At 72.5% G+C, this 23,612-nt stretch carries 25 protein-coding genes; 15 read left to right on the forward strand and 10 right to left on the reverse strand.

Annotated elements, in window-relative coordinates; translation table 11 throughout:
- Positions 1-142 precede the first annotated feature (142 nt).
- Positions 143-1,468: a hypothetical protein gene (locus AB0D45_RS13015; protein ID WP_361609021.1), complete on the forward strand. Its 1,326-nt coding sequence runs from the start codon at positions 143-145 to the stop codon at positions 1,466-1,468.
- A gap of 74 nt (positions 1,469-1,542) precedes the next feature.
- Here the strand turns inward: AB0D45_RS13015 and AB0D45_RS13020 are convergent, their stop codons facing one another.
- Entirely contained in the window at positions 1,543-1,938 is a 396-nt protein-coding gene (locus AB0D45_RS13020) for a VOC family protein (RefSeq protein ID WP_362457939.1), read from the reverse strand.
- Positions 1,939-1,998: 60 nt separating this feature from the next.
- Entirely contained in the window at positions 1,999-2,889 is an 891-nt protein-coding gene (locus tag AB0D45_RS13025; RefSeq protein WP_362457942.1) for a neutral zinc metallopeptidase, read from the reverse strand.
- Between the two features lie 256 nt (positions 2,890-3,145).
- Between AB0D45_RS13025 and AB0D45_RS13030 the strand changes: the two genes are divergently transcribed.
- The 3 genes from AB0D45_RS13030 to AB0D45_RS13040 all read left to right on the forward strand — a co-directional run bounded on the left by AB0D45_RS13030 (position 3,146) and on the right by AB0D45_RS13040 (position 6,305).
- Positions 3,146-4,744 (forward strand): ABC-F family ATP-binding cassette domain-containing protein, encoded by a 1,599-nt coding sequence (locus AB0D45_RS13030; protein ID WP_361609019.1) that lies wholly within the window; start codon positions 3,146-3,148, stop codon positions 4,742-4,744.
- 353 nt (positions 4,745-5,097) lie between these two features.
- Positions 5,098-5,319, forward strand: a complete 222-nt coding sequence (locus AB0D45_RS13035) for a helix-turn-helix domain-containing protein (RefSeq protein ID WP_007263382.1) — start codon at positions 5,098-5,100, stop codon at positions 5,317-5,319.
- Positions 5,320-5,525: 206 nt separating this feature from the next.
- Entirely contained in the window at positions 5,526-6,305 is a 780-nt protein-coding gene (locus AB0D45_RS13040; protein WP_361605934.1) for an enoyl-CoA hydratase/isomerase family protein, read from the forward strand.
- 115 nt (positions 6,306-6,420) lie between these two features.
- Here AB0D45_RS13040 and AB0D45_RS13045 read toward each other — a convergent pair whose 3' ends face one another.
- The 5 genes from AB0D45_RS13045 to AB0D45_RS13065 all read right to left on the reverse strand — a co-directional run bounded on the left by AB0D45_RS13045 (position 6,421) and on the right by AB0D45_RS13065 (position 10,099).
- The gene (locus tag AB0D45_RS13045) at positions 6,421-7,176 is read right to left on the reverse strand and encodes an SDR family oxidoreductase (protein ID WP_362457946.1); all 756 of its coding nucleotides are present in this window, start codon (positions 7,174-7,176) and stop codon (positions 6,421-6,423) included.
- Between the two features lie 10 nt (positions 7,177-7,186).
- Complete coding sequence (locus AB0D45_RS13050; protein WP_362457949.1) at positions 7,187-7,972, reverse strand: SURF1 family protein; 786 nt, start codon at positions 7,970-7,972, stop codon at positions 7,187-7,189.
- 79 nt (positions 7,973-8,051) lie between these two features.
- On the reverse strand, positions 8,052-8,285 hold the full coding sequence (locus AB0D45_RS13055; RefSeq protein ID WP_361605925.1) for a hypothetical protein: 234 nt from the start codon (positions 8,283-8,285) through the stop codon (positions 8,052-8,054).
- Between the two features lie 97 nt (positions 8,286-8,382).
- Positions 8,383-9,366, reverse strand: a complete 984-nt coding sequence (locus tag AB0D45_RS13060; protein WP_362458040.1) for a DEDDh family exonuclease — start codon at positions 9,364-9,366, stop codon at positions 8,383-8,385.
- Positions 9,367-9,475: 109 nt separating this feature from the next.
- Complete coding sequence (locus AB0D45_RS13065) at positions 9,476-10,099, reverse strand: TetR family transcriptional regulator (protein WP_362457951.1); 624 nt, start codon at positions 10,097-10,099, stop codon at positions 9,476-9,478.
- A gap of 136 nt (positions 10,100-10,235) precedes the next feature.
- On the opposite strand from AB0D45_RS13065, the gene AB0D45_RS13070 reads away from it, so the two are divergent.
- The 7 genes from AB0D45_RS13070 (at position 10,236) to AB0D45_RS13100 (ending at position 17,351) form a co-directional block, all read left to right on the forward strand.
- A complete protein-coding gene (locus AB0D45_RS13070; RefSeq protein WP_362457953.1) occupies positions 10,236-11,033 on the forward strand; it encodes an acetoacetate decarboxylase family protein in 798 nt (265 codons plus the stop codon).
- Position 11,034: 1 nt separating this feature from the next.
- A complete protein-coding gene (locus AB0D45_RS13075; protein WP_362457956.1) occupies positions 11,035-11,919 on the forward strand; it encodes an SDR family NAD(P)-dependent oxidoreductase in 885 nt (294 codons plus the stop codon).
- A 12-nt stretch (positions 11,920-11,931) separates the two neighbouring features.
- Positions 11,932-13,230 (forward strand): amidohydrolase family protein, encoded by a 1,299-nt coding sequence (locus AB0D45_RS13080; RefSeq protein ID WP_361605913.1) that lies wholly within the window; start codon positions 11,932-11,934, stop codon positions 13,228-13,230.
- A gap of 2 nt (positions 13,231-13,232) precedes the next feature.
- Positions 13,233-14,450: an amidohydrolase family protein gene (locus tag AB0D45_RS13085; protein ID WP_362457959.1), complete on the forward strand. Its 1,218-nt coding sequence runs from the start codon at positions 13,233-13,235 to the stop codon at positions 14,448-14,450.
- Positions 14,451-14,657: 207 nt separating this feature from the next.
- On the forward strand, positions 14,658-15,575 hold the full coding sequence (locus AB0D45_RS13090; RefSeq protein ID WP_362457962.1) for a sterol desaturase family protein: 918 nt from the start codon (positions 14,658-14,660) through the stop codon (positions 15,573-15,575).
- Positions 15,572-16,282 (forward strand): lysoplasmalogenase, encoded by a 711-nt coding sequence (locus tag AB0D45_RS13095; RefSeq protein ID WP_362457965.1) that lies wholly within the window; start codon positions 15,572-15,574, stop codon positions 16,280-16,282. Before AB0D45_RS13090 ends, AB0D45_RS13095 begins: the two co-directional genes overlap by 4 nt.
- A gap of 25 nt (positions 16,283-16,307) precedes the next feature.
- A complete protein-coding gene (locus tag AB0D45_RS13100; RefSeq protein ID WP_361605901.1) occupies positions 16,308-17,351 on the forward strand; it encodes a zinc-dependent alcohol dehydrogenase family protein in 1,044 nt (347 codons plus the stop codon).
- A gap of 72 nt (positions 17,352-17,423) precedes the next feature.
- Here the strand turns inward: AB0D45_RS13100 and AB0D45_RS13105 are convergent, their stop codons facing one another.
- A complete protein-coding gene (locus tag AB0D45_RS13105) occupies positions 17,424-18,968 on the reverse strand; it encodes a S8 family serine peptidase (RefSeq protein ID WP_362457968.1) in 1,545 nt (514 codons plus the stop codon).
- Between the two features lie 254 nt (positions 18,969-19,222).
- Between AB0D45_RS13105 and AB0D45_RS13110 the strand changes: the two genes are divergently transcribed.
- The 3 genes from AB0D45_RS13110 (at position 19,223) to moaA (ending at position 22,376) form a co-directional block, all read left to right on the forward strand.
- Positions 19,223-19,588 (forward strand): DUF485 domain-containing protein, encoded by a 366-nt coding sequence (locus AB0D45_RS13110; RefSeq protein ID WP_362457970.1) that lies wholly within the window; start codon positions 19,223-19,225, stop codon positions 19,586-19,588.
- Positions 19,585-21,222, forward strand: a complete 1,638-nt coding sequence (locus AB0D45_RS13115) for a cation acetate symporter (RefSeq protein WP_362457972.1) — start codon at positions 19,585-19,587, stop codon at positions 21,220-21,222. The genes AB0D45_RS13110 and AB0D45_RS13115 overlap by 4 nt, the downstream gene beginning before the upstream one ends.
- A 164-nt stretch (positions 21,223-21,386) precedes the next feature.
- Positions 21,387-22,376, forward strand: a complete 990-nt coding sequence (moaA, locus tag AB0D45_RS13120; protein ID WP_361605889.1) for a GTP 3',8-cyclase MoaA — start codon at positions 21,387-21,389, stop codon at positions 22,374-22,376.
- Positions 22,377-22,382: 6 nt separating this feature from the next.
- On the opposite strand, the gene AB0D45_RS13125 is transcribed toward moaA, so the two are convergent.
- Positions 22,383-22,616, reverse strand: a complete 234-nt coding sequence (locus tag AB0D45_RS13125; RefSeq protein ID WP_361605886.1) for a hypothetical protein — start codon at positions 22,614-22,616, stop codon at positions 22,383-22,385.
- 138 nt (positions 22,617-22,754) lie between these two features.
- Positions 22,755-23,087: a DUF3099 domain-containing protein gene (locus tag AB0D45_RS13130; protein WP_362457974.1), complete on the reverse strand. Its 333-nt coding sequence runs from the start codon at positions 23,085-23,087 to the stop codon at positions 22,755-22,757.
- A 177-nt stretch (positions 23,088-23,264) separates the two neighbouring features.
- On the opposite strand from AB0D45_RS13130, the gene AB0D45_RS13135 reads away from it, so the two are divergent.
- Complete coding sequence (locus AB0D45_RS13135; protein WP_362457976.1) at positions 23,265-23,543, forward strand: GlsB/YeaQ/YmgE family stress response membrane protein; 279 nt, start codon at positions 23,265-23,267, stop codon at positions 23,541-23,543.
- The last annotated feature ends 69 nt before the right edge of the window (positions 23,544-23,612 follow it).

Raw genomic sequence — 23,612 nt, forward strand, 5'->3', positions numbered from 1 at the left:
AAACGACCGGTTCCGTTTGGGCTTTCGGCCAGTGACGGGCGAGACTGCTTCCGTGACGTCCCGAAAGCCTGATGAGCAGTTGGCTCGCGACTCCAGACTCCGACTCGTCTCCCAGCGCTCCGTCGCCACGGCGCGCAAGGCGGTGACCGACCGGCGAACCCGGCCGGCCACCCGGCCCCCGGCGGGCACCCCCGCCAGGGCGGACCTGGCGAACCGCGCCCGCACCTCCCTCGCCGACGCGGTACGGCTCGCCCGCTGGGCCGAGCTGCACCTCGGCGCGGGCGACGGCGGCCGCCCCGCCCCCGCGGGCGCCCTGCCCGCGGCCGACGTCGAACGCGCCGCCGACGACCTGGGCCTGACGCACGGGCAGATCCAGGTCGGCTGGGACCGCGCCCGCCTCTCCGGCCTTGTCGAGGTGCACGGCGGACACGCCCGCCCCGGCTGGCGGCTGCGCGCGTGGGACCGGGACGACACCGCCGTACTGCGCGGCTGGGTCGCCCTCTTCGACGCCTGGTCCCTCGTCCACCCGGCCCCCGCCGACATCGCCCCCTCGGCCGTCGCCGAGGTGGTCGAGGCGATGCCGCAACTGCTGTCGCTGCTCCAGCTGTCCGCCGGCCCGGTGAGCGTCCCGGACCTCCTGGACCTCCTCGGCCAGCGCGTCACCGAACTGCGCGACGAGCGCTGCGAGGTCCCCTACGGCGCGGAGACCGCCACCGGCTGCGGCGCCCCCGCCGAACCCCGGCCGCTCCCGCTCGCCCGGCTGCTGCGCTGGGCCCTGGGCGGCCTCGCCGCCGTCGACGCCGTCACCCTCGGCCCCGCCCGGGCCACCCTCACCCCCCTCGGCAGCTGGGCCGTGTGGGTGAAGCTGGAGCAGATCTGCGTGGCCGCCCAGAGCCCGGCCGGCAACATCGAGCAGTCGGCCGCCGCCATGCTGCACGGCTGTGCCCGGCTCACCCCCGGACCGGCCCGCGCCGAATACCAGGCCTGGCTCGCCGCCCGCCCCGTCGGCCACGCCGTCAGCGAGCTGCTGCACGCCGCCCGCGGCGAGGACGCCCTGCTGCGCGGGCTGGCCTTCGAGGCCCTGCGGGTGGTCGGCGCCCCCGCCGAGCCCGAGGTGCGCGCGGCCCTGCGGGAAGCCGTGCTGCGGCCGTACGCCCTGCTCTGGCTCGCCGAGCACGACGGGGTGGACCCCGACGAGGCCCAGGACGTGCTCACCCCCGAGGAGTCGACCTGGCTCTGGGTGGACACGGCGGCGGCCATCGCCGACCACGGCGAGGCCGACCTGCTCGCCCGGCACCTCGACTCCGCCGTCCGCACCACCGTCCCCCGGCTGCTGGACGAGGTCCGCGCGGTCGGCCACCCCCGCACGGTGCAGGTGCTGGTCGCCCTCGCCGCCGCGCACCCCGACCCGGCCCTGGCCAAGGCGGTCCGCCGGGCCGCCTTCCAGGTCCACACCGGCGGCGGCTGACCCGCCCCCCCACGACCCGGCGCCTCGCCGTACGCGGGCGCGCGGGGAGGCGTACGCCCGCCCGCGCCGCGGCGTCACAGCTGCGGCGCGTACGTCCCGAAGCTCCAGACGTTGCCCTCGGCGTCCCGCGCCATGTAGTCCCGCGAGCCGTAGTCCTGGTCGGTCGGCTCCATCAGGATCTCCACGCCGTGTTCGGCCGCCCGGCGGTGATGGGCGTCGACGTCGCCGACCACGACGTAGACCCCCGCCGGTCCGGCGGCCTCCATGGCCCGGTCGAAGACGCCGCCGCGCCCCTTGCTGCCCAGCATCACCGCGCCGTTGCCGTACGCCAGCTCCGCGTGCATCACCGAGCCGTCATCGCTCTCGTAGACCGCGACCTGCGTGAACCCGAAAGCCTCCGTGAGCTGGCGGATCGCTGCCTTCGCGTCGCGGTAGAGCAGCGTGGGGCAGATGGACGGAACGCCTGCCATGGCGGTCACTCCCTCTCGTGACGGTGATCCGCGTCACAGCATGGCAGGCGCCGCCGACCGTCAGCGGAACGTGTCGCACTGGGCCATGTCGCCCGTGCGGTAGCCCTGGTAGAACCACTGCTGGCGCTGCTCCGCCGAGCCGTGCGTCCAGGACTCGGGGGTGACCCGGCCCTGGAACTTCTCCTGGATCCGGTCGTCGCCCACCGCCGCCGCCGCGTCCAGCCCGTCCCTGATGTCCTGGTCGGTGAGGCTGCTGATCAGCGGCCGTCCCGTGGACTCGTCCGGGGTCCTCGTCGCGTTGTGCGCCCACACGCCCGCGTAGCAGTCGGCCTGGAGCTCGACCTTCACCGCGTTGCTGTTCGCGCCCTGCCGGCCGTCCTGGGCCCGCTGGAGGGTTCCGGTCAGGTTCTGGACGTGGTGTCCGTACTCGTGGGCGACGACGTACGCCTGGGCGAAGGGGCCGCCGCTCGCCCCGAACGTCGTGCGCAGCTCGTCGAAGAAGCCCAGGTCCAGGTAGACCTGCCGGTCACCGGGGCAGTAGAAGGGGCCGACCGCCTTGGTAGCCGCCCCGCAGGCCGTGTTCACCCGGCCGGCGAAGAAGACCGTCGACGCCGGGCGGTAGGCGCCCCCGCGCTTCTGGAACTCCTGCCTCCAGTAGTCCTGGGTGCTGTTCACCACCGCGACGAGCCGGCAGTCCTCGCGGGTGTTGGCGTCCTGCCCCGTCCTGCAGGTCTGCTGCACCTGGGCGGCCGAGGAGGCGGTGGCCGCGGGCTCCGGGCTCCCGTCGGACAGGCCCAGCTGCTCCGGGCCCACTCCGAAGATCAGCCCCAGGACCAGTGCGATCAGACCGACCAGGCCGCCGCCCACCGTGGCCCTCCCGCCCGGGACGCGGCTGCCGCGGACGTCCTTGACCTCGGAGGTGTCCAGATTGGCGTCGTCGTCGAACTGCATCCCGCACCGCCTCTATCGGTGAGATCCACGGGGCCGCCCGGGCGCCCCTGCGGCGAGTATCAACCCGTTCATCCTCGTACGCGCCGTGGCGGCTCCGCGTGGTCCGTGCGCCGAACGGGGGACGGGAGGCCCCGAAAAGTGGTTGCGCACCCCCGGTAGAATGAATCCCATGGCAAATCTCCTCGCGGATTAGCGGCGTCGAAGCAACGCGCGTCCTGCCCCCCTTCCGCCGTCCCAACCGCCCTGGAGTATTTCCGTGATCACCGCCACCGGCATCGAGCTGCGCGCCGGCGCCCGCATCCTCATCGAGAACGCGTCCTTCCGTGTGGCCAAGGGGGACCGCATCGGGCTCGTCGGCCGCAACGGAGCGGGCAAGACCACCCTCACCAAGTGCCTCGCCGGCGAGGGCCAGCCCGCCGGCGGCACCATCACCCGCTCCGGCGAGGTCGGCTACCTCCCGCAGGACCCGCGCACCGGCGACCTCAACGTCCTCGCCCGCGACCGGATCCTCTCCGCCCGCGGGCTCGACGTGCTCCTCCAGAAGATGCGCGCCAACGAGGAGCGCATCGCCACCGGCTCCGGCGCCACCCGCGAGAAGGCCCTCAAGCAGTACGAGCGCCAGGAGACCGAGTTCCTGACCAAGGGCGGTTACGCCGCCGAGTCCGAGGCCGCGACCATCTCGGCCGCCCTCAGCCTCCCCGACCGGGTCCTCGGCCAGCCCCTGCACACCCTCTCCGGCGGCCAGCGCCGCCGCGTCGAGCTGGCCCGCATCCTCTTCTCGGACGCCGACACCCTGCTCCTGGACGAGCCCACCAACCACCTCGACGCCGACTCGATCGTCTGGCTGCGCGACTACCTGAAGAACTACCGCGGCGGCTTCATCGTGATCTCCCACGATGTCGACCTGGTCGAGACCGTGGTCAACAAGGTCTTCTACCTCGACGCCAACCGCTCCCAGATCGACGTCTACAACATGGGCTGGAAGCTCTACCAGCAGCAGCGCGAGGCCGACGAGAAGCGCCGCAAGCGCGAGCGCCAGAACGCCGAGAAGAAGGCCGCGGCCCTGAACTCGCAGGCCGACAAGATGCGCGCCAAGGCCACCAAGACCGTCGCCGCGCAGAACATGGCCAAGCGCGCCGAGCGGCTGCTGTCCGGCCTGGAGGCCGTCCGCGCCTCCGACAAGGTCGCCAAGCTCCGCTTCCCGGACCCGGCGCCCTGCGGCAAGACCCCGCTGACCGCCGAGGGCCTGTCGAAGTCCTACGGGTCGCTGGAGATCTTCACCGACGTCGACCTGGCCATCGACAAGGGCTCCCGCGTGGTCATCCTCGGCCTCAACGGCGCCGGCAAGACCACCCTGCTGCGCCTCCTGTCGGGCACCGAGAAGCCCGACACCGGCACGGTCGTGCCCGGCCACGGCCTCAAGCTGGGCTACTACGCCCAGGAGCACGAGACCCTGGACCCCGAGCGCACGGTCCTGGAGAACATGCGCTCCTCCGCGCCCGACCTGGACCTGGTCGACGTACGCAAGACGCTCGGCTCCTTCCTGTTCTCCGGCGACGACGTGGACAAGCCGGCGGGCGTGCTCTCCGGCGGCGAGAAGACCCGTCTGGCCCTGGCCACCCTGGTCGTCTCCTCGGCCAACGTGCTGCTGCTCGACGAGCCCACCAACAACCTCGACCCGGCCAGCCGCGAGGAGATCCTCGGCGCGCTGCGCACCTACAAGGGCGCGGTCATCCTCGTCACGCACGACGAGGGGGCCGTGGAGGCCCTGGAGCCCGAGCGGATCATCCTGCTCCCGGACGGGGTCGAGGACCTGTGGGGCCCGGACTACCGGGACCTCGTCGCCCTCGCCTGACCGTCCGCGGCGGCGTTGATCCAGTTCCTTATGGATCATTCGGCTCAGACGTGATCCATCATCTGAGTGAGACGGTCTCGTACCCTCGCGTCCTGTTCATCGGCCCCGGCCGCGTCCGCAAGGACGCGCGTCCGGGGCCGGCCGTCTTCCGCGTCCGGCCCCTGACCTGGTGATTCCTTTCGGCAACGGAGAAATGTGACGGAGGTCATGCGCCGGAAGAGGAGATTCCGTTCTGCTCGGGTGTCCACCGGCCGGGAAATGCCGTCGTACCGACCTTGCTGAATGGGTGGCCAGGAAGCCGGGGAGGGGTGATCATGAGAAGTCCAGAGCGCACTTCCCATGAGGAGGCACGGGTGGCCGAGACTCTGAAGAAGGGCAGCCGGGTGACCGGCGCCGCGCGCGACAAGCTCGCGGCAGACCTGAAGAAGAAGTACGACTCCGGTGCGAGTATCCGGGCGCTGGCCGAAGAGACCGGCCGGTCCTACGGATTCGTCCACCGGATGCTCAGCGAGTCCGGAGTCACGCTGCGTGGTCGCGGTGGCGCGACGCGCGGCAAGAAGGCGGCTGCGGCCTGACCCTGGCCGTCAGGCCGAGGCCGGTGCCGAAGACCGCCCGACAGCTCCGTGCTCTTTCACGCTGTCTGATCCATGCTGTCTGTTTCCGTCCTGCTCCACGCACGGTTCCTTCGGTGACCCCCGGTCGGCCCTCCGGTCGGCCGGGTGGTTACTGTGCAGTCACTTAGGCCGGGTACGCGGCCACGACTGCACACCGGAGGCATCAGATGGCTCTGCTCGACAAGGATGGCGTACGGCTCACCATCGACGACACGGTCGCCACGGTGACACTGACCAATCCGGCCAAGCGAAACGCCCAATCCCCCGCGCTCTGGCGGGCGTTGGCGGAGGCCGGACGGTCGCTGCCCGGCACCGTCCGGGTCGTCGTGCTGCGCGGCGAGGGCAAGTCCTTCTCCGCCGGGCTCGACCGGCAGGCGTTCACCCCCGAGGGTTTCGAGGGCGAGCCGTCATTCCTCGATCTGGCACGCGGTTCGGACGAACTGCTCGACTCCACCATCGCCGAGTACCAGGAGGCCTTCACCTGGTGGCGCCGCAATGACGTCGTCTCCATCGCCGCCGTGCAGGGGCACGCGATCGGCGCCGGCTTCCAGCTGGCGCTCGCCTGCGACCTGCGCGTGGTCGCGGACGACGTGCAGTTCGCCATGCGCGAGACCAGCCTGGGCCTGGTCCCCGACCTGGCCGGCACCCAGCCGCTGACCGCCCTGGTCGGCTACGCCCGCGCGCTGGAGATCTGCGCGACGGGCCGCTTCGTGCACGCCGAGGAGGCCGAGCGGGTGGGCCTCGCCAACCTCGTGGTCCCGGCCGACGAGCTGGACGCCGCCGTCCAGGACCTCACCACCGCCCTGCTGGCCCCGCCGCGCGACGCCGTCATCGAGACCAAGGCGCTGCTGCGCGGCGCCCCCTCCCGTACGTACGACGACCAGCGCGCCGCCGAGCGAGCCGCCCAGGCCCGCCGCCTGCGCGACCTGGCGGGCCTCTCCGACTGAGGCCGGCGGGCGGGCGCGACGGCGGGGCCGGTCCTTCCGGCACCCGCCGGCGTGTGGCGCGAGGGGCGCGGAGCGGGCCGCTCGCGGCCGGGCCGCGCCGTCGGCGCCCCGGGCGTCAGAAGCCGTGGCGGGCGCCGCCGTCCACCGGGAGCATCAGGCCCGTCAGGTACGACGCCGCCGGGGAGAGCAGGAACGCCGCCGTGCGGCCGAACTCCGCCGGGGTGCCGTAGCGGCGCAGCGGGATGCGGGACTCGTTGCCCGCCCGCGCCGCGTCCGCGTCGCCGGACAGCGCGTCCAGCTCCCGCACCCGGTCGGTGTCGATCCGTGCCGGCAGCAGGCCGATCACGCGGATCCCGCGCGGGCCCAGCTCCACCGACAGGGACTTGGCGAAGCCCGCCAGCCCCGGCCGCAGGCCGTTCGAGATGGTCAGGCCGGGGATCGGCTCGTAAACCGAGCCCGACAGCACGAAGCCGATGACCCCGCCCTCGCCCAGCTCGGCCGCGGCCGTCCGGGCCAGGCGGACCGCGCCCAGGAAGACCGTCTCGAACGCCGCCGCCCACTGCTCGTCGGTGTTGTCCGCCGCGAAGCCGGGCGCGGGGCCGCCGACGCTGATCAGGATGCCGTCGAAGCGCCCGAACCGCTCGCGCGCCGTGGCCACCAGCCGCTCCGCCGCCCGCGGGTCGGAGTTGTCCACCGCCACGCCCAGCGCGTGGGGGCCGAGTTCCGCGGCCGCGTCCGCCACGCGCTTCTCGTCCCTGCCGGTGAGCACGACCTTCGCCCCGTCGGCGGTGAGTTCCCGCGCGGAGGCGAAGCCGAGGCCCCGCGTGGCTCCGGTGACGACGTAGACACGGTCCTTCAGTCCAAGATCCATGCCCGACAACCTACGCCGAAGCGGGCTCCGGCGACACGGCCTTCGCCGCCGCCTCCTCGCGGTCACGCCTCTCGCGCCGCACCAGGACCACCCACCCCACCGGCACCGCCGCCGCGAACAGCCACCACTGGACCGCGTACGCCATGTGCGGGCCGATCGAGTCGTGGTCGGGCTCGGCGACCGGCTCGGGGGTGCCGCCGGCCGGTCCGGGCGCGACCAGTTCGAGGTACCCGCCGAGCACGGTCCTGCCCAGCGCGGCCGCCTGCTGCCCACTGTTGATCAGCATCACCTGGCGGTCGGGCAGGCCCTTGCGGTCCTTGATGCCGCTGCCGCCGCTGGTCTCGTCGGCCTTGAGCCGCCCGGACACCGTGACCTCGCCCGAGGGCGCGGCCGGCACCGGCGGGTAGGCGCGCGGGTCGTCGCCGCCGGCCACCCAGCCCCGGTTGACCAGCACGACGCGGCCGTCGCCCAGCACCAGCGGCGTCACCACGTGGAAGCCGACCTTGTCGTCGTTCGAGGTGCGCATCCGTACGACGGTCTCGTGCGCGGAGTCGTACGTACCGGTGGCGGTGACGGCGCGCCAGTAGTCGGCCCTCGGGACGGTGTGCCCGGGGGAGGTGACCTCGGTCACCGGCACCGGCTTCGCGTACAGGTTCTTCGCGATCAGCTCGTTCTGCGCGACCCGGTGCTCGTGGCGGTGGAACTGCCAGAACCCCAGCTTGATCATCACGGGGATGAGGACGAGGGTGACGAGGGTGAGGGACACCCACTGCCGGGTCAGCACAAAGCGGTACACGCCCACGACGGTACCCCCAGCGGCGAGGACCCCGGAGGGCGGGTGGCCCTCCGGGGCCGCAGCGGCGGCGGGCGGGTGATCAGACGTGGTCGACGATGCCCACCTTCCCCTCCGCGCGGGCGCAGTGCGCACCGCAGAACCACTGGTCCTCGACCTCGACGCCCTGCCCGATGATCTGGACCCGGCAGTGCTCGCAGATCGGCGCCATGCGGTGGATGGCGCACGAGAAGCAGTCGAAGACGTGCACCGCGCCCTGCGCGTGCACCTCGAAGGACATGCCGTAGTCGTTTCCGCAGACCTCACAACGTGCCATGCGCCGCATGCTGTGCGGGGCGGGCGGCCGGAACAAGATCCACCGGGGTGAGTCGCCCGGCCTGCACCCGGCCGGAGCAACACCCGCTGCTCCCGCGCTACTCCTCGCCGGCCGCCGCGACGTCCCGCAGCAGCTGGGTGAAGGCCGCCTCGTCCACGACCGGCGTCCCGAAGGACCTGGCCTTGACCGTCTTGGAGGTCGCGGAGTCGGGGTCGTTCGTCACCAGCAGGCTGGTGAGCCGGGACACGCTCGTCGCGACGTGCAGGCCCGCCTCCACGGCCCGGTCCTCCAGCAGCTCCCGGTCCACGGAGGTGTCACCCGAGAAGGCGACCCGCATGCCCTGCCGCAGCGGCTTGCCGTCCTCGAAGCGGCCCGGGTTCGGGTACGGGCACGGGGGCCGCTTGCGCGAGGCCCGCCAGGAGCCGCCGTTGCCGTACGAGGACTGGTAGCCGATGCGGGGCGCGGCGGGGGAGTCCGACCACTCCGTCAGCGGACGGCACTCCAGCAGGGGCAGCCGCACGCCGTCCCGCGCGGCCGCGTGCAGGGACGGACGGAAGGCCTCCGCCAGCACCCGGGCGTCGTCGAGCGCGTGGTGGGCGCGCTGCTGGACCACCCCGTAGTGCGCGGCGAGGGACGCCAGCTTGTGGTTGGGCAGCGGGAGGTTCAGCTCCTTCGACAGGGCGATGGTGCACAGCCGCTGGCGTACCGGGGCGGTCGCGGAGGCGCGCGCGTACTCCCGCGCGATCATCTGCCAGTCGAAGATGGCGTTGTGCGCGACGAGCACCCGGTCGGCGAGCCGGCCCGCGAACTCCTCGGCGATGTCCTCGAAGAGCGGGGCGTCCTGGAGCATCGCACTGGTCAGGCCGTGGATCCAGGTGGGCCCCGGATCGCGGCGCGGGTTGACCAGGCTGTACCAGTGGTCCTCCACGTTGCCCTGAGCGTCGAGCCGGTAGACGGCCGCGGAGATTATCCGGTCGTCGCGAGCGAGCCCGGTCGTCTCCACGTCGACGACCGCGTACCCCTGTGGGTACGCGGTCGGCCATTCCGCCTCTGCGGTCGTACGGTCGTGCAGCATGGTCACAGAGGATATCGGCACGCACTGACACCCGTGGCCCGATGCCTTTTCAGCCCGCCTGCGCCCCCTGCCCGGTGAGCGGGCCGTCCCCCCGGCTCCGCCACCGGGCCGGGCCCTATCCGCCGGACTCCGCGAGCAGCGCATCGGTCAAGGCCCGTACCGACAGCAGGAACAGCCGTTCCGGGTCCGCCGGGCGGGCCAGGGCGCGGGCGAGCGCGGGGTCGCCGGCGGCCTGCGGATCCCAGAGCTCCCCCTCGCCCGGCGACTGGGCGGGGGAGCGCTCGCGGTTGCGCTCGACGAGCAGGAAGCCGACGATCTGGAACTGGACGGCGCGCACCGCGTCGGCGGCCCGCGCCCCCCGCAGTCCCGCGGCGTGCACCTCGTCGACGAGCGCCCGCTGGGCGGGCAGGAACATGCGCTCGGTGAGCCCGCGCTCGTGGACCATCGCGATCAGGTGCGGGCGGGCGCGCAGTTCGCGCCGCAGGGTCCGGGCCACCGAGACGATCCGCTCGGCCGGTGTGTCCCCGGCCGGGCGGACGGCGCCCATCTCCTGGACGGTCCGCTCCACGAGGGCGTCGAGCAGCTGCTCGCGGTTGCCGACGTGCCAGTAGATGGAGGTCACCGCCGTGCCCAGCTCGGCGGCGAGCCCCCGCATGGTCAGGGCCGCCGGACCGTTCCGCCGGACCAGGGACGCGGCCGCCTCCAGCACCTCCTTGCGGGTCAGTGCGTTTCTCGCCATGGGACCGGTTCGCCAATCTGTTGCTACGTCAGTTCCGGTGCGTGCAGGGGTCTTTACCCTTCATCGGCAGCGGTGTAACTGTGTTACAGAACCGCCCCCGGTCCCGCCGGGGGGACCCAGAAGGGTGGTGCGAGACATGGCACGCATACGGTACGGAGCGCGCACCGAGGCCGAGACCGCGGCGTCGCGCGAGAAGAGCGCCAAACTCCCCGACATCTGGTCCACCGGCGTCGTGGCCGTCTGGGAGACCGACCCCGACGCCGTGGCGGCGGTCCTGCCGCCGCCGCTGGGGCCCGCCGAGCGGCCCCTCGTCCGGGCCAACATCAGCAAGGTCGACCTGCCCGGCTACCCGCTCGGCGCCGGCTCGGTGGCGGTGGCCGCCCGGCACGGCGGGGTCGAGGGCTGGTACCCGCTCGTCATGCCGATGACCCACGAGCGGGCCCTGACCGGGGGCCGGGAGGTGTTCGGCGAGCCCAAGAAGCTGGGCGAGGTCACCGTCGAGCGCGAGGGCCTCGTCGTACGGGCCGCCCTCGCCCGGCACGGGATCGCCTTCGTGGAGGTGCGCGGCGCCGTCGACGGCGCGCTCCCGCTGCCCGAGCCGACGGTGAAGACCGACTTCTACTTCAAGTTCCTCCCCGCGGTGGACGGCTCGGGCCTGGACGGCGACCCGGTCCTCGTGCACTGCACCCGCAACGAGAAGGTCCGCAGGCTCGAACACCTCACCGGTGACGTGGTGCTGCGCGAGTCGATGTTCGACCCCGTGGCCGACCTTCCCGTACGCCGCCTCGTGGAGCTCACCATCGGCGAGAAGACCACCGACCAGAAGGGCCGGGTCGTCGAGCGGGTCAGCGCCCAGGCGCTGCTCCCCTACATCCACCAGCGCTACGACGACCCGCTGCAGATCCTCGACGGGCCGCCCGAGGGGAGCGTGTGACATGCGGCTCGAACCCGGACAGGTGGCCGTCGTCACCGGCGCCGCGAGCGGCATCGGCCTCGCCATGGCCCGCCGCTTCGCCGCCGAGGGCCTCAAGGTGGTCCTCGCCGACGTGGAGGAGGCCGCACTGCGCAAGGCAGCCGACGACCTCACCGCCGACGGCGCCGAGGTGCTCGCCCGCACCGTCGACGTCAGCGAGCGCGACTCCGTCCTCGCCCTCGCCGACGCCGCCTACGACGCCTTCGGCGCCGTCCACGTCCTGTGCAACAACGCCGGCGTCGGGTCCGGCGCCGAGGGCCGGATGTGGGAGCACGAGCCGAACGACTGGAAGTGGGCCTTCGCCGTCAACGTCTGGGGCGTCTTCCACGGCGTCCAGGCCTTCGTCCCGCGCATGATCGCCTCCGGCGCCCCCGGCCACGTCGTCAACACCTCCTCCGGCGACGGCGGCATCGCCCCGCTGCCCACCGCCTCGGTGTACGCCGTCACCAAGGCGGCGGTGGTCACCCTGACCGAGTCCCTCTACGCCCACCTCAAGGCGGAGGGCGCGGCCGTCGGCGCCTCCGTCCTCTTCCCCGGACCGCACATGCTGCGCACCGGCCTGTGGGAGTCGCACCGCAACCGGCCCGAGCGCTACGCCAAGGAGCGCCCGCGCAGGTCGCCGTACCGCAGCCTCGACCAGTACGAGGCCGCGATGAGGCGGGCCGGGCACGAGGTGCGCTTCACCCCGGTCGAGGACGTCGCGGAGCACGTCGTCGACGGCATCCGCGCCGACCGCTTCTGGATGCTGCCGGCCAGCGAGCACAGCGACCGCCAGATCCGCGCCCGGTCGCAGTCGATGCTCGACCGCGCCAACCCCGCCTACCTGGAGAGCTTCATCCTCGACTGAGGAGCGTCTGCCGTGAGTGACACCGCCAACGCCGCGTACGAAGACCCCTACCTGATCATCTCCTCGGACTGCCACGCCGGCCTGCCGACCGAGCGGTACCGCCCCTACCTCGACTCCCGCTTCCACCCGCAGTTCGACGAGTTCCTCGGCCAGCGCGACGCCCGCCGCGAGGAGGCCACCCGGCTCGGCGTGCGCAACGAGGCCTTCGCCGAGAAGTGGTTCCACGACCACGCGGAAGGCCTCAAGGGCGGCTGGGACAGCACCCAGCGGCTCAAGGAACTCGACGGTGACGGCGTCGCCGCCGAGGTCGTCTTCCCCGACGCGGACGCCGTCGACAGCCAGACCGCCGCCCCCTTCGGGGTGGGCCTCGGCCTCTCCGGCGACCAGGACCCCGAGCTGGGCATGGCGGGCGCGCAGGCGCACAACCGCTGGCTGGCGGAGTTCGTCGGCCAGAACCCCGCGCGCCACTGCGGGGTCGCCCTGCTGCCCGTCACGGCGGAGCCCGCCAAGGTCGTCGCGGAGGTCCACCGGGCCAAGGAGTCGGGCCTGGGCGCCCTGATGATCCCCTCGATGTGGGTGGACCAGGCCCCCTACCACGACCGCCGCTACGACCCGGTGTGGGCGGCCGCCGCCGAGACGGGGATGCCGATCGTCACCCACTCGGGGGCCGCGCCCCGCCACGAGTACGGGGACCACCTGGGCATCTACGTCTCCGAGGTCACCTGGTGGCCGGCCCGCCCGCTGTGGTTCCTGCTCTGGTCCGGGGTGTTCGAGCGGCACCCCGGCCTGAGGTTCGGGGTGGCCGAGTCGGGCTGCTGGTGGCTGCCGAACCTGCTCTGGTTCATGGACCGGCTCTACCTGGGCGCCCACGGCGGCAAGAAGCTCTCCCCCTTCTCGGAGCTGAAGCGCCCGCCGAGCGAGTACCTGGACCGGCAGGTGTTCGTCTGCGCCACGAACACCAAGCGCCGCGAGCTCGCCCAGCGCTACGAGATCGGCGTGGACAACATCCTCTGGGGCTCGGACTTCCCGCACCCCGAGGGGACCTGGCCCGACACCCGCAACTGGCTGCGGAACACCTTCCACGACATCCCGGTCGCCGAGACCCGCCGGATGCTGGGCCTGGCCGCCGCCGAGGTCTTCGGCTTCGACACCGCCGAGCTCGCCCCGATCGCCCGCCGGATCGGCCCCACCCCCGCCGACCTGGGCCAGAGCCCCGACCAGGCGGCGGTGGAGGCCTCCTGGGCCCGCTCGCGCGAGACCGGCCGGCACTGGCTGACCGGCGCCGACTTCCCGTCGCTGGGGGTGTCGTAGCCGTGGAGGAGCGCTACACCGTCATCTCGGCGGACTGCCACGCCGGCGCCGACCTGCTCGACTACCGGCCGTACCTGGCCAAGCGCCACCACGAGGCCTTCGACGCCTGGGCCGCCACCTACGTCAACCCGTACGAGGACCTCCTCGCCGACACGGCCGACCTCAACTGGAACTCCCAGCGCCGGCTGGCCGAGCTCGAGGCCGACGGCATCGTCGCCGAGGTCGTCTTCCCGAACACCATCCCGCCCTTCTTCCCCAAGGCCTCCCTGATGGCGCAGCCGCCCACGGCCGCGGAGTACGAGCTGCGCTGGGCCGGCCTGCAGGCGCACAACCGGTGGCTGGCGGACTTCTGCGCTGACGCGCCGGGACGGCGGGCGGGCGTCGCGCAGATCCTCCTCAACGACGTGGACGCCGCGGTGGCGGAGATCCGCCGCACCCACCGGGCGGGCCTGACCGGCGGCGTCCTGCTCCCCGGCGTCCCGCCGGGCTCGCCGGTGCCCGAGCTGTACTCGGCCGCGTACGACCCGATCTGGGCGGTCTGCGCGGAGCTGGACGTCCCGGTCAACCACCACGGCGGCTCGGCCTCGCCGCCGCTCGGCGACGAACCGGCCGCGCGGGCCGTCTTCATGGTGGAGACCACGTGGTTCTCGCACCGCGCCCTGTGGCACCTCGTCTTCGGCGGCGCCTTCCACCGCCACCCGGGCCTCAAGCTGGTGCTGACGGAGCAGGGGTCCGGCTGGATCCCGGGCGTGCTGGAGATGCTGGACTACTACCACGGCCGCCTGGTGGCAGCCTCCTCCACCGCCGAGGCCAAGTTCGGCGCGGGCCTGGCCGAGGCCATGGGCCGGGGCCCGAGCCAGGTGTGGCGGGACAACTGCTTCGTGGGGGCCAGCTTCATGCGCCCCCACGAGGTCCCGCTACGGGACCGGATCGGCCTCGACAAGATCATGTGGGGCAGCGACTTCCCCCACGACGAGGGCACCGCCCCCTTCTCCCGCGAGGGCCTGCGCATCGCCTACGCGGGCCTGCCGAAGGAGGAGGTCGCGGCCATGGTCGGCGGCAACGCGGCCCGCGTGTACGGCTTCGACCTGGCCCTGCTGGACGCCCTGGCCGCCAAGCACGGCCCCCTGGTCTCGGAGATCGCCGAACCGCTGACGGAGATCCCCCCGGGTGCCACCAGCCCGGCGTTCGCCCGGGGCGCCTCGGTCCGGGTCTGGTGACACCGCCTGCCGCCGGACGGCTCGCCACGAGAGGCGGGGCGCTCCGGCGGGACGCGGTCCGCGCCACCGCGCGGCGGTGGCCCCGGCCCGCGGGGCAGCCGTTTCGGGGGCCGGTGGGGCCGCCCCCTTGTACCCGGGGTAACCCCGTCGGATACTGATCGGTAACAACCCCTAGCGGCACCCCGGAACCCGCCCTAAGGTGCGCCCATGCCAAATCTGCCCGATGTCGTGCTGTGGTCCATACCCGCCTTCGTACTGCTCACCGTGCTGGAGGTCGTCAGCTACCGGCTCCATCCCGACGAGGACGCCGCCGGCTACGACCCCAAGGACGCGGCCACCAGCATCACCATGGGGCTCGGCAGCATCGGCTTCGACCTGCTCTGGAAGCTCCCGGTCGTCGCGGTCTTCACCGCCGTGTACGAACTGACGCCGCTGCGCGTGCCGTTCCTGTGGTGGACCGCCCTGCTGATGCTGCTCGTCCAGGACTTCCTCTACTACTGGCAGCACCGGCTCCACCACGTCATCCGCATCCTGTGGGCCTGCCACGTCGTCCACCACAGCAGCAAGCGGTTCAACCTCACCACCGCCCTGCGCCAGCCCTGGACCAGCGCCACCACCTGGTGGTTCTACCTGCCGATGGTCGCCGTCGGGGTGCATCCGGCCGCCATCCCCTTCTGCTACGGCATCAACCTGCTCTACCAGTTCTGGGTGCACACCGAGCGCATCGGGAAGCTGCCGCGCCCCTACGAGTACGTCTTCAACACCCCCTCCCACCACCGCGTCCACCACGCCTCCCAAGGCGGCTACCTGGACCGCAACTTCGGCGGCATCCTGATCGTCTGGGACCGGATGTTCGGGTCCTGGGTGGGCGAGACCGAGCGGCCCGTCTACGGCCTCACCAAGAACATCGACACCCACAACCCGCTGCGCGTCGCCACCCACGAGTACGCCGCCATCGCCCGCGACGTCCGCGCCGCCCGCAGCTGGCGCGAGCGCGCCGGCCGGGTCTTCCGCGGCCCCGGCTGGCAGCCGGCGGCCCGGACCGGCGGGGCCGCCGAGCCCGCCGAGCCCGCCGGGACCAGCGCGGTCGCCGAGCCCGCGAAGGCGCCGGAGCCCGCCGCGTGAGCGCCACCGGAGCCCGTACGCCGTCCTGGGCGGCGGTACGGCCCGTCCCCGGCCGGCGCGCCGAACGCGTGCTGCTCGCCGCCTTCGGCGCGGCCGCGGCCGCTGACCTCGGCGCGCTGCTCGCCGGCTGGCACCTCGGGCACGTCCTCGCCAAACCGCTGCTGATGCCGCTGCTGGTGGCGTACGCGCTGACGCGCGGCGCACCGCGCCTGCTGGTCGCCGCCCTGCTGTTCGGCTGGGGCGGGGACCTCGCCCTGCTCTTCGACGCCGAGCCCGCCTTCCTCGTGGGCATGGGCTCCTTCGCCGCCGGGCACGTCTGCTACCTCGTGCTCTTCGGCCAGCGCAGCCCCTCCGGCCGGGGCGGGCCGAGCCGCGCGGCCGGGGCCGCGTACGCCCTCGCGCTCGTCGGGACCGTCGCGTTGCTCTGGCCCGACCTGCCCGCCGACCTGCGGATCCCCGTCGCCGGCTACAGCCTGCTGCTCACCGCCATGGCCTACCGCGCCGGCGTCCTCGGCCGCGCGGCGGCCGCGGGCGGGGCGCTGTTCCTGCTCTCCGACACCCTCATCGCGACCGGGGTCGCCGGATGGCCGCAGCTGCCGCGCCCCGACTTCTGGATCATGGCCACCTACCTCGCGGCCCAGTGCCTGCTGGCCCTGGGCGCGGTCGCCCGCGGGCAGGCGTACGGTAGGGAAGTCATACAAGACTGAACCACTTCCGGAGGGCTGCACCACCATGCGCGCCACCGTCATCCACGCCCCGCACGACATCCGCGTGGAGGAGGTGCCCGACGCTGCGATCCAGCGCCCCGAGGACGCCGTCGTCCGCGTCCTGCGTGCCTGCATCTGCGGCAGCGACCTGTGGGCCTACCGCGGTCACGCCGCGCGGCAGCCCGGCCAGCGCATCGGGCACGAGTTCCTCGGCGTCGTGGAGGAGACCGGCTCCGCCGTCTCCGGCCTGCGCGCCGGAGACCTCGTCGTCGCCCCGTTCATGTGGTCCGACGGCACCTGCGACTACTGCTCCGAGGGCCTGTACACGTCCTGCGTGCACGGCGGCTTCTGGGGCTCCGTCGGCTTTGACGGCGGCCAGGGCGAGGCCGTCCGGGTCCCGCACGCCGACGGCACCCTGGTCAAGCTGCCCGCCGCGGCCGCCTCCGACGACCACCTGCTGACCGGGCTGCTCGCGCTGTCCGACGTCCTGGGCACCGGGCACCACGCCGCCCTGGGCGCGGGCGTCCGCGCCGGCTCCACCGTCGCCGTCGTCGGCGACGGCGCGGTCGGGCTGTGCGGCGTCCTCGCGGCCAAGCGGCTCGGCGCCGAGCGGATCATCGCGCTGGGCCGCCACAGCGCCCGTACGGACATCGCCAAGGTGTTCGGGGCCACCGACGTGGTCGCCGAGCGCGGCGAGGCCGCCGAGGCCGCCGTGCGCGAGCTGACCCGGGGCCAGGGCGCGCACGCCGTCATCGAGGCGGTCGGCACCGAGGAGTCCATGCGCACCGCCGTGAACATCACCCGCGACGGCGGGGCCGTCGGCTACGTCGGCGTCCCGCACGGCAGCGGCACCGGCCTCGACCTCGGGGTCATGTTCGACCGCAACATCACCCTGCGCGGCGGTGTGGCGCCGGTCCGGGCCTACATCCCGGAGCTGCTGGAGGACGTGCTGAGCGGCGCGATCGACCCGGCTCCGGTCTTCGACCGGGCCGTGTCCCTGGACGAGGTCCCGGACGGCTACCGCGCGATGGACGACCGCAGCGCGCTGAAGGTCCTGATCAAGCCCTGACCGGGGCGGACGCGAACGGGCCGGGCGGGGAGCACCCCGCCCGGCCCGTCCGTGCGCAGACGGCGTCCGGCGCTACTTGACGGCCTTGAGCGCGTCGACCACGCCCGAGCCGTAGTAGGCGGTCTGGCCCCACTTGCTGGTGCAGGTGGTGGCGTCGACCAGGGCGCCGGTGGCGTCGTAGACCTTCTCCGGGCAGGCCGCCTTCGTGGCCTGGGCCTTCAGCATGGCCTGGAGCTGCGACGGCGTGGCCGTCGGGTGGGCGCTCTTGAGCAGCGCCGCGACGCCCGCGACGTGCGGACCGGCCATCGAGGTGCCCTGCTTGTAGCCGTAGCCGCCGCCGGGGAGGGTCGACAGCACGCGGCCGTTGGCGTCCGGGGTGGCCGGGACCTGCCACTTGTCGCCGCCGGGGGCGGCGACGTCGACGACGCCCAGGCCGTAGCTGGAGTAGTACGACTTCAGGCCCTTGTCGCCGGTCGCGCTGACCGTGACGACACCCGGCAGCTGCGTGGGCAGGTCCAGGCAGACCTTCGGGTCGATGGTGCGCGGCAGCGGGGTGGAGTCGTTCGGGCTGGTCGTGTCCTCGATCGAGGCGGCGGCCAGGTCGTGGTTGGAGTTGCCGGCCGAGGCCACGCTGAGCACGCCCTTGCGCTCGGCGTACTTGGTGGCCCGGGAGAGGGCCTCCACCAGCGCCTTCTGGTCGTCGTCGTTCTTGCAGGTGTAGTTCCACGGGTCGACGTAGTAGCTGTTGTTGGTCACCTCGATCCCCTTCTCGGCGGCGAACATGAAGCCGCAGACGACCGCCTCGGTGTAGAAGAGGCTGGTCCCCGGCTCGCTCACCTTGATCGCGGCGACCTTCGCGCCCGGCGCGACACCGCTGATGCCGACCCCGTTGCGGGCCGCGGCTATGGTGCCGGCCACGTGGGTGCCGTGGTCGCTGCCGTCCGCGTACGGGCGCCACGCGCCCTCGGCGGTGTCGGCGACGCCGCCGACGCAGTTGGCCGACTGCCCCTTGGAGAAGTTGGCGGCCAAGTCGGGGTGAGTGTCGTCGACACCCGTGTCGATGACGCCGACGGTGACGTCGGGGCTGCCATCGTTGATCTGGTGAGCCGCGTCGGCCTTGATCGCCCGCAGGTCCCACTGGTTGGACTCCAGGGGCTCCTGGCCCGGCTCGGCCTGCGCCGCCGCCTTGGCGGCGTCCGCGGCGCTGAGCGTCTGGGTCGTGCCCTCCTCGGTGGTCTGCACCGGCTGGAGGGGGGCCGTACGGGTGGCGCCGACCGAGGCGAACAGGCCGCGCTGCGCCCGCAGCTGCTTGGCGAAGTCCGGGTTCTGGGAGTGCGCGACGATGACCCCGATCTGCTCGTGGGCTATCACCACCGTTCCCCCGGCCCGCTCGATGGCCTTCTTGGCCGCCGTCGCCGTGGCGTACACGTTCAGGTTCGCCACGTAGGACAGCTTCGGGCCGGTGGCCGCGGGCTTCGCGGCCGCCACCGGGTCCGCCGTCGTACCCAGCGGTGCGGCCGAGGCCGCGACCGAGGGCAGGAAGGCGAGCGAGGCGGTGAGCGCCAGGCCGACCGGAACGGCGAGAGCTCGCCGGCGGCCGTGTCCCAGATGAGCCATGGGTTCTCCACATCATCCGTGAAAAAGCCGTCCGCACGCGGTCGCGTCGGACGGGTTCATGACAGGCGAACCTAGCGCTGACGTTCCTGTCAGCGCCATGCGTTCGAGAAAGAAGTTCTGGAAGAAACAGCGGGTGTTGAACCGTCCCGACACGCCGGCCGTGCCGTTGACAGGGGGGATCAGCACCACCGTCCCCCCGCACGGAGGTTGTTTTGTCCGTCCCCACCGCACCCGCGTCACAAGGAGAACCCCCCGTGACCACCGAAGCAGCGCCGCCGCCGGGCGGCGCGGGACCGGCCCCGGCGAACCTGCCGGCCGAAGAGTTCACGCGCGTCCAGCAGAGCCCCGAGTTCACCGAACTCCGCAGCTCCTACCGGTCCTTCGCCTTCCCGCTCACCGTGGCCTTCATCGCCTGGTACCTGCTCTACGTCCTGCTGTCCAGCTACGCGGGCGGCTTCATGGGGACCAAGCTCTTCGGCAACATCAACGTCGCGCTGGTCCTCGGCGTCGCCCAGTTCCTGACGACCTTCCTGATCGCCTGGCTGTACTCGCGGCACGCCGCCGCCAAGCTCGACCCCAAGGCCGAGGCCATCAAGAAGCGCATGGAGGCCGGAGCATGACCCTGAGCGCGAGCCCGGTCCCCCAGCTGACGGCCGCCGCCGGAGCGAGCGAGCACCGCCCGCTGATCATCACCCTCTTCGGGCTGTTCGTCGTCGCCACCCTGATCATCACCGTCTGGGCCGGCCGCCAGACCAAGGACGCCGCCGACTTCTACGCCGGCGGCCGCCAGTTCACCGGCTTCCAGAACGGCCTGGCGATCTCCGGCGACTACATGTCCGCCGCCTCCTTCCTCGGCATCGCCGGGGCCATCGCCCTCTTCGGCTACGACGGCTTCCTGTACTCCATCGGCTTCCTCGTGGCCTGGCTCGTCGCCCTGCTGCTCGTCGCCGAGCCGCTGCGCAACTCCGGCCGCTACACCATGGGCGACGTCCTCGCCTACCGGATGCGCCAGCGGCCCGTCCGCACCGCCGCCGGCACCTCCACCATCGTGGTCTCGATCTTCTACCTACTCGCCCAGATGGCCGGCGCCGGCGTGCTCGTCTCGCTGCTGCTCGGCATCACCAGCGACGGCGGCAAGGTCGCCGTCGTCGCGCTGGTCGGCCTGCTGATGATCGTCTACGTGACGATCGGCGGGATGAAGGGCACCACCTGGGTCCAGATGGTCAAGGCGGTGCTGCTCATCGCCGGCGCGCTGCTGATCACCTTCCTGGTGCTGCTGAAGTTCGACTTCAACATCTCCGCCCTGCTGGGCCAGGCCGCCGAGAACAGCGGCCAGGGCACCAAGTTCCTGGAGCCCGGACTCAAGTACGGCAAGGACGGCCTGACGAAGCTGGACTTCATCTCCCTCGGCCTCGCCCTGGTCCTCGGCACCGCCGGCCTGCCGCACATCCTGATCCGCTTCTACACCGTCCCCACCGCCAAGGCCGCCCGCAAGTCCGTGAACTGGGCCATCGGCATCATCGGCGCCTTCTACCTGATGACGATCGCCCTCGGCTTCGGCGCCGCGGCCCTCCTCAAGCGGGCCGACATCCTGGCCTCCAACAAGGCCGGCAACACCGCCGCGCCGCTCCTCGCCCAGGAGATCGGCGGCGGCCCCGGGTCGACCGGCGGTGCGGTGCTGCTCGCGGTGATCTCCGCCGTCGCCTTCGCCACCATCCTCGCGGTGGTCGCCGGGCTGACCCTGGCGTCCTCGTCGTCCTTCGCGCACGACATCTACGTGAACGTCATCCGCAGGGGCCAGGCCACAGAGAAGGAGGAGGTGCGCGCCGCCCGCTGGTCCACCGTGGTCATCGGCGCCGTCGCCATCTTCCTCGGGGCCCTGGCCCGCGACATGAACGTCGCCGGCCTGGTCGCCCTCGCCTTCGCCGTCGCCGCCTCCGCCAACCTCCCCACGATCCTCTACAGCCTCTTCTGGAAGCGCTTCACCACCCAGGGCGCGCTGTGGTCGATCTACGGAGGGCTGGTCTCGGCGGTCGGGCTCGTGCTCTTCTCGCCGGTCGTCTCCGGCAAGCCCACCTCGATGTTCAAGGACGCCGACTTCTACTGGTTCCCGCTGGAGAACCCGGGGATCATCTCCATCCCCCTCGGCTTCCTCCTCGGGTGGCTGGGAACCGTCCTGTCCAAGGACGAGGCCGACCCGCAGAAGTTCGCCGAGCTGGAAGTGCGCTCGCTCACCGGCACCGGGGCCCACTGACTGCGGCTTTCCGGAATCGTCCCAGCACCGTGCGTGGCCGCGTCGTACTTCCCTACGACGCGGCCACGTTACGTATCGTTCATTCGGGCACCCCTCGGCGACACACAGGTCGCGTACGCTCGATGCATAGAACCTCTAGATCCGGACAGGGGAGGGGGCCCACAGTGCTTCTCGACACGTACGGCCGCGTGGCCACTGACCTGCGCGTCTCACTCACCGACCGGTGCAACCTGCGGTGTACCTACTGCATGCCCGAGGAGGGCCTGCAGTGGCTGGGCAAGTCCGACCTGCTGAGCGACGAGGAGATCGTCCGGCTGATCCGCATCGCCGTGACCAGCCTCGGCATCACCGAGGTCCGCTTCACCGGCGGCGAGCCGCTGCTGCGGCCCGGCCTGGTCGGCATCGTGGAACAGTGCGCGGCCCTGGAGCCCCGCCCCAGGATGTCCCTGACCACCAACGGCATCGGCCTCAAGCGCACCGCCCAGGCCCTCAAGGCCGCCGGCCTGGACCGGGTGAACGTCTCCCTCGACACCCTGCGCCCCGACGTCTTCAAGACCCTCACCCGCCGCGACCGCCACCACGACGTCATCGACGGCATGGCCGCCGCCCGCGAGGCCGGCCTCACCCCCGTCAAGGTCAACGCCGTCCTGATGCCGGGGCTGAACGACGACGAGGCCCCCGACCTGCTCGCCTGGGCCGTGGAGAACGAGTACGAGCTCCGCTTCATCGAGCAGATGCCCCTCGATGCCCAGCACGGCTGGAAGCGCGACGGCATGATCACCGCCGGGGACATCCTGGAATCCCTGCGCACCCGCTTCACCCTCACCGAGGAGGGTGCCGAGGAGCGCGGCTCGGCCCCGGCCGAGCGCTGGCTGGTCGACGGCGGCCCGGCCACCGTCGGGGTCATCGCCTCCGTCACCCGGCCCTTCTGCGGCGCGTGCGACCGTACGAGGCTCACGGCCGACGGCCAGGTGCGTACGTGCCTGTTCGCCACCGAGGAGTCGGACCTGCGCTCCGCACTGCGCTCGGGCGCCCCGGACGAGGAGATCGCCCGCCTGTGGAAGGTGGCGATGTGGGGCAAGAAGGCCGGCTCCGGCCTCGACGACCCGTCCTTCCTGCAGCCCGACCGCCCGATGTCGGCGATCGGCGGCTGAGGCCGCTCAGCGCTCCCGCTCGGAGCCCTCGGGCTGGACCCACTCGTCGAGCTTCACGACGTCCTTGAGGAAACCGCGGACCCCCAGGAACTGGGACAGGTGTTCGCGGTGCTCCTCGCACGCCAGCCAGGTCTTGCGCCGCTCCGGCGCGTGCAGCTTCGGGTTGTTCCACGCCAGGACCCATACGGCCGCGTCGCGGCAGCCCTTGGCGGAGCAGGTGGGGGTTTCGGGAGAAGTCACGGCCCCAACCCTACAAACGGAAGGGCGACGCCGGGCAGCCACGGGGGGAGCTGCCCGGCGTCGGTCCGTCGCTCCGACGGGGGATGCGGAGCGCGTAGGCAGTATGTCACGCACGACCCCGTGCGGTGCACCGGAACTTCATGATTGATCTGAGCTTTTATTGAGGTTTCCCGCATCCAGTGCGGGGCGCACAGGGGCGGGCACGAAGTGCGAGGGCAGCGAGGGCGCCGATTCGCGCCCCGCGTTGGCGATCACCACGGCGATGTACGGCAGGAGCAGCCCGGCCGCCAGCGTCACCACGGCCACATGGCGCTCCACGTTCCACAGGATCACCGTCGCGATCACCGACAGGGTCCGGATCCCCATCGAGATGACGTACCGGCGCTGGCGCCCCCGTACGTCCTCGGCGAGCCCCATGCGGGCCCCGGTGATCCGGAAGACCTCGGGCCCGTTCCGCTTCGTCCGCTGCATGCTCCACCACCGATCCACCCGCCGGACGCACCCCGGTCCGGACCACTCCACGGTACGCCGCCCGCGCGGGAGCGAGGAGAGGGGGTGCCCCCGAACGGCAGTGTCCGACATGCGCGGTACGCCGGACGGGCCGAGACTGGGCCCACATGCGCACAACGCGCCACGAGGAGGCTCGACATGCAATGGTTGTGGGCGATCATCGTCGGTTTCGTGCTGGGTCTCATCGCCCGGGCCGTCCTGCCGGGCAGGCAGCACCAGCCCATCTGGCTGTCCACCCTCTTCGGCATCGCCGGCGCCATCCTCGGCAACGCCGTCTCGCGCTGGATCGGCGTCGAGGACACCAAGGGCATCGACTGGATCCGGCACCTGCTGCAACTGGTGGGCGCCGTCGTCATCGTCGGCCTCGGCGACATGGTCTACATGGCCCTGCGGGGCAACAGGCGCCGCACCGCCTAGCGGGACGCCGGGCCGCCTCCGGCGGCGCACGGCGAAGGGGCCGGTGCGGACAAGCGTCCGCACCGGCCC

The organism is Streptomyces sp. NPDC048352 (genome assembly GCF_040651895.1).
Classification (GTDB): Bacteria; Actinomycetota; Actinomycetes; order Streptomycetales; family Streptomycetaceae; genus Streptomyces.

Bases quoted from the DNA above. Each gene is read 5' to 3' on its own strand.
- AB0D45_RS13040 (WP_361605934.1), top strand. From the start codon at position 5,526: ATGGCTCTGCTCGACAAGGATGGCGTACGGCTCACCATCGACGACACG.
- AB0D45_RS13090 (WP_362457962.1), top strand. From the start codon at position 14,658: ATGCCAAATCTGCCCGATGTCGTGCTGTGGTCCATACCCGCCTTCGTA.
- AB0D45_RS13020 (WP_362457939.1), bottom strand. From the start codon at position 1,938: ATGGCAGGCGTTCCGTCCATCTGCCCCACGCTGCTCTACCGCGACGCG.
- AB0D45_RS13045 (WP_362457946.1), bottom strand. From the start codon at position 7,176: ATGGATCTTGGACTGAAGGACCGTGTCTACGTCGTCACCGGAGCCACG.
- AB0D45_RS13070 (WP_362457953.1), top strand. From the start codon at position 10,236: ATGGCACGCATACGGTACGGAGCGCGCACCGAGGCCGAGACCGCGGCG.
- AB0D45_RS13065 (WP_362457951.1), bottom strand. From the start codon at position 10,099: ATGGCGAGAAACGCACTGACCCGCAAGGAGGTGCTGGAGGCGGCCGCG.
- AB0D45_RS13130 (WP_362457974.1), bottom strand. From the start codon at position 23,087: ATGCAGCGGACGAAGCGGAACGGGCCCGAGGTCTTCCGGATCACCGGG.
- AB0D45_RS13055 (WP_361605925.1), bottom strand. From the start codon at position 8,285: ATGGCACGTTGTGAGGTCTGCGGAAACGACTACGGCATGTCCTTCGAG.
- AB0D45_RS13100 (WP_361605901.1), top strand. From the start codon at position 16,308: ATGCGCGCCACCGTCATCCACGCCCCGCACGACATCCGCGTGGAGGAG.
- AB0D45_RS13115 (WP_362457972.1), top strand. From the start codon at position 19,585: ATGACCCTGAGCGCGAGCCCGGTCCCCCAGCTGACGGCCGCCGCCGGA.
- AB0D45_RS13075 (WP_362457956.1), top strand. From the start codon at position 11,035: ATGCGGCTCGAACCCGGACAGGTGGCCGTCGTCACCGGCGCCGCGAGC.
- AB0D45_RS13135 (WP_362457976.1), top strand. From the start codon at position 23,265: ATGCAATGGTTGTGGGCGATCATCGTCGGTTTCGTGCTGGGTCTCATC.
- AB0D45_RS13025 (WP_362457942.1), bottom strand. From the start codon at position 2,889: ATGCAGTTCGACGACGACGCCAATCTGGACACCTCCGAGGTCAAGGAC.
- AB0D45_RS13105 (WP_362457968.1), bottom strand. From the start codon at position 18,968: ATGGCTCATCTGGGACACGGCCGCCGGCGAGCTCTCGCCGTTCCGGTC.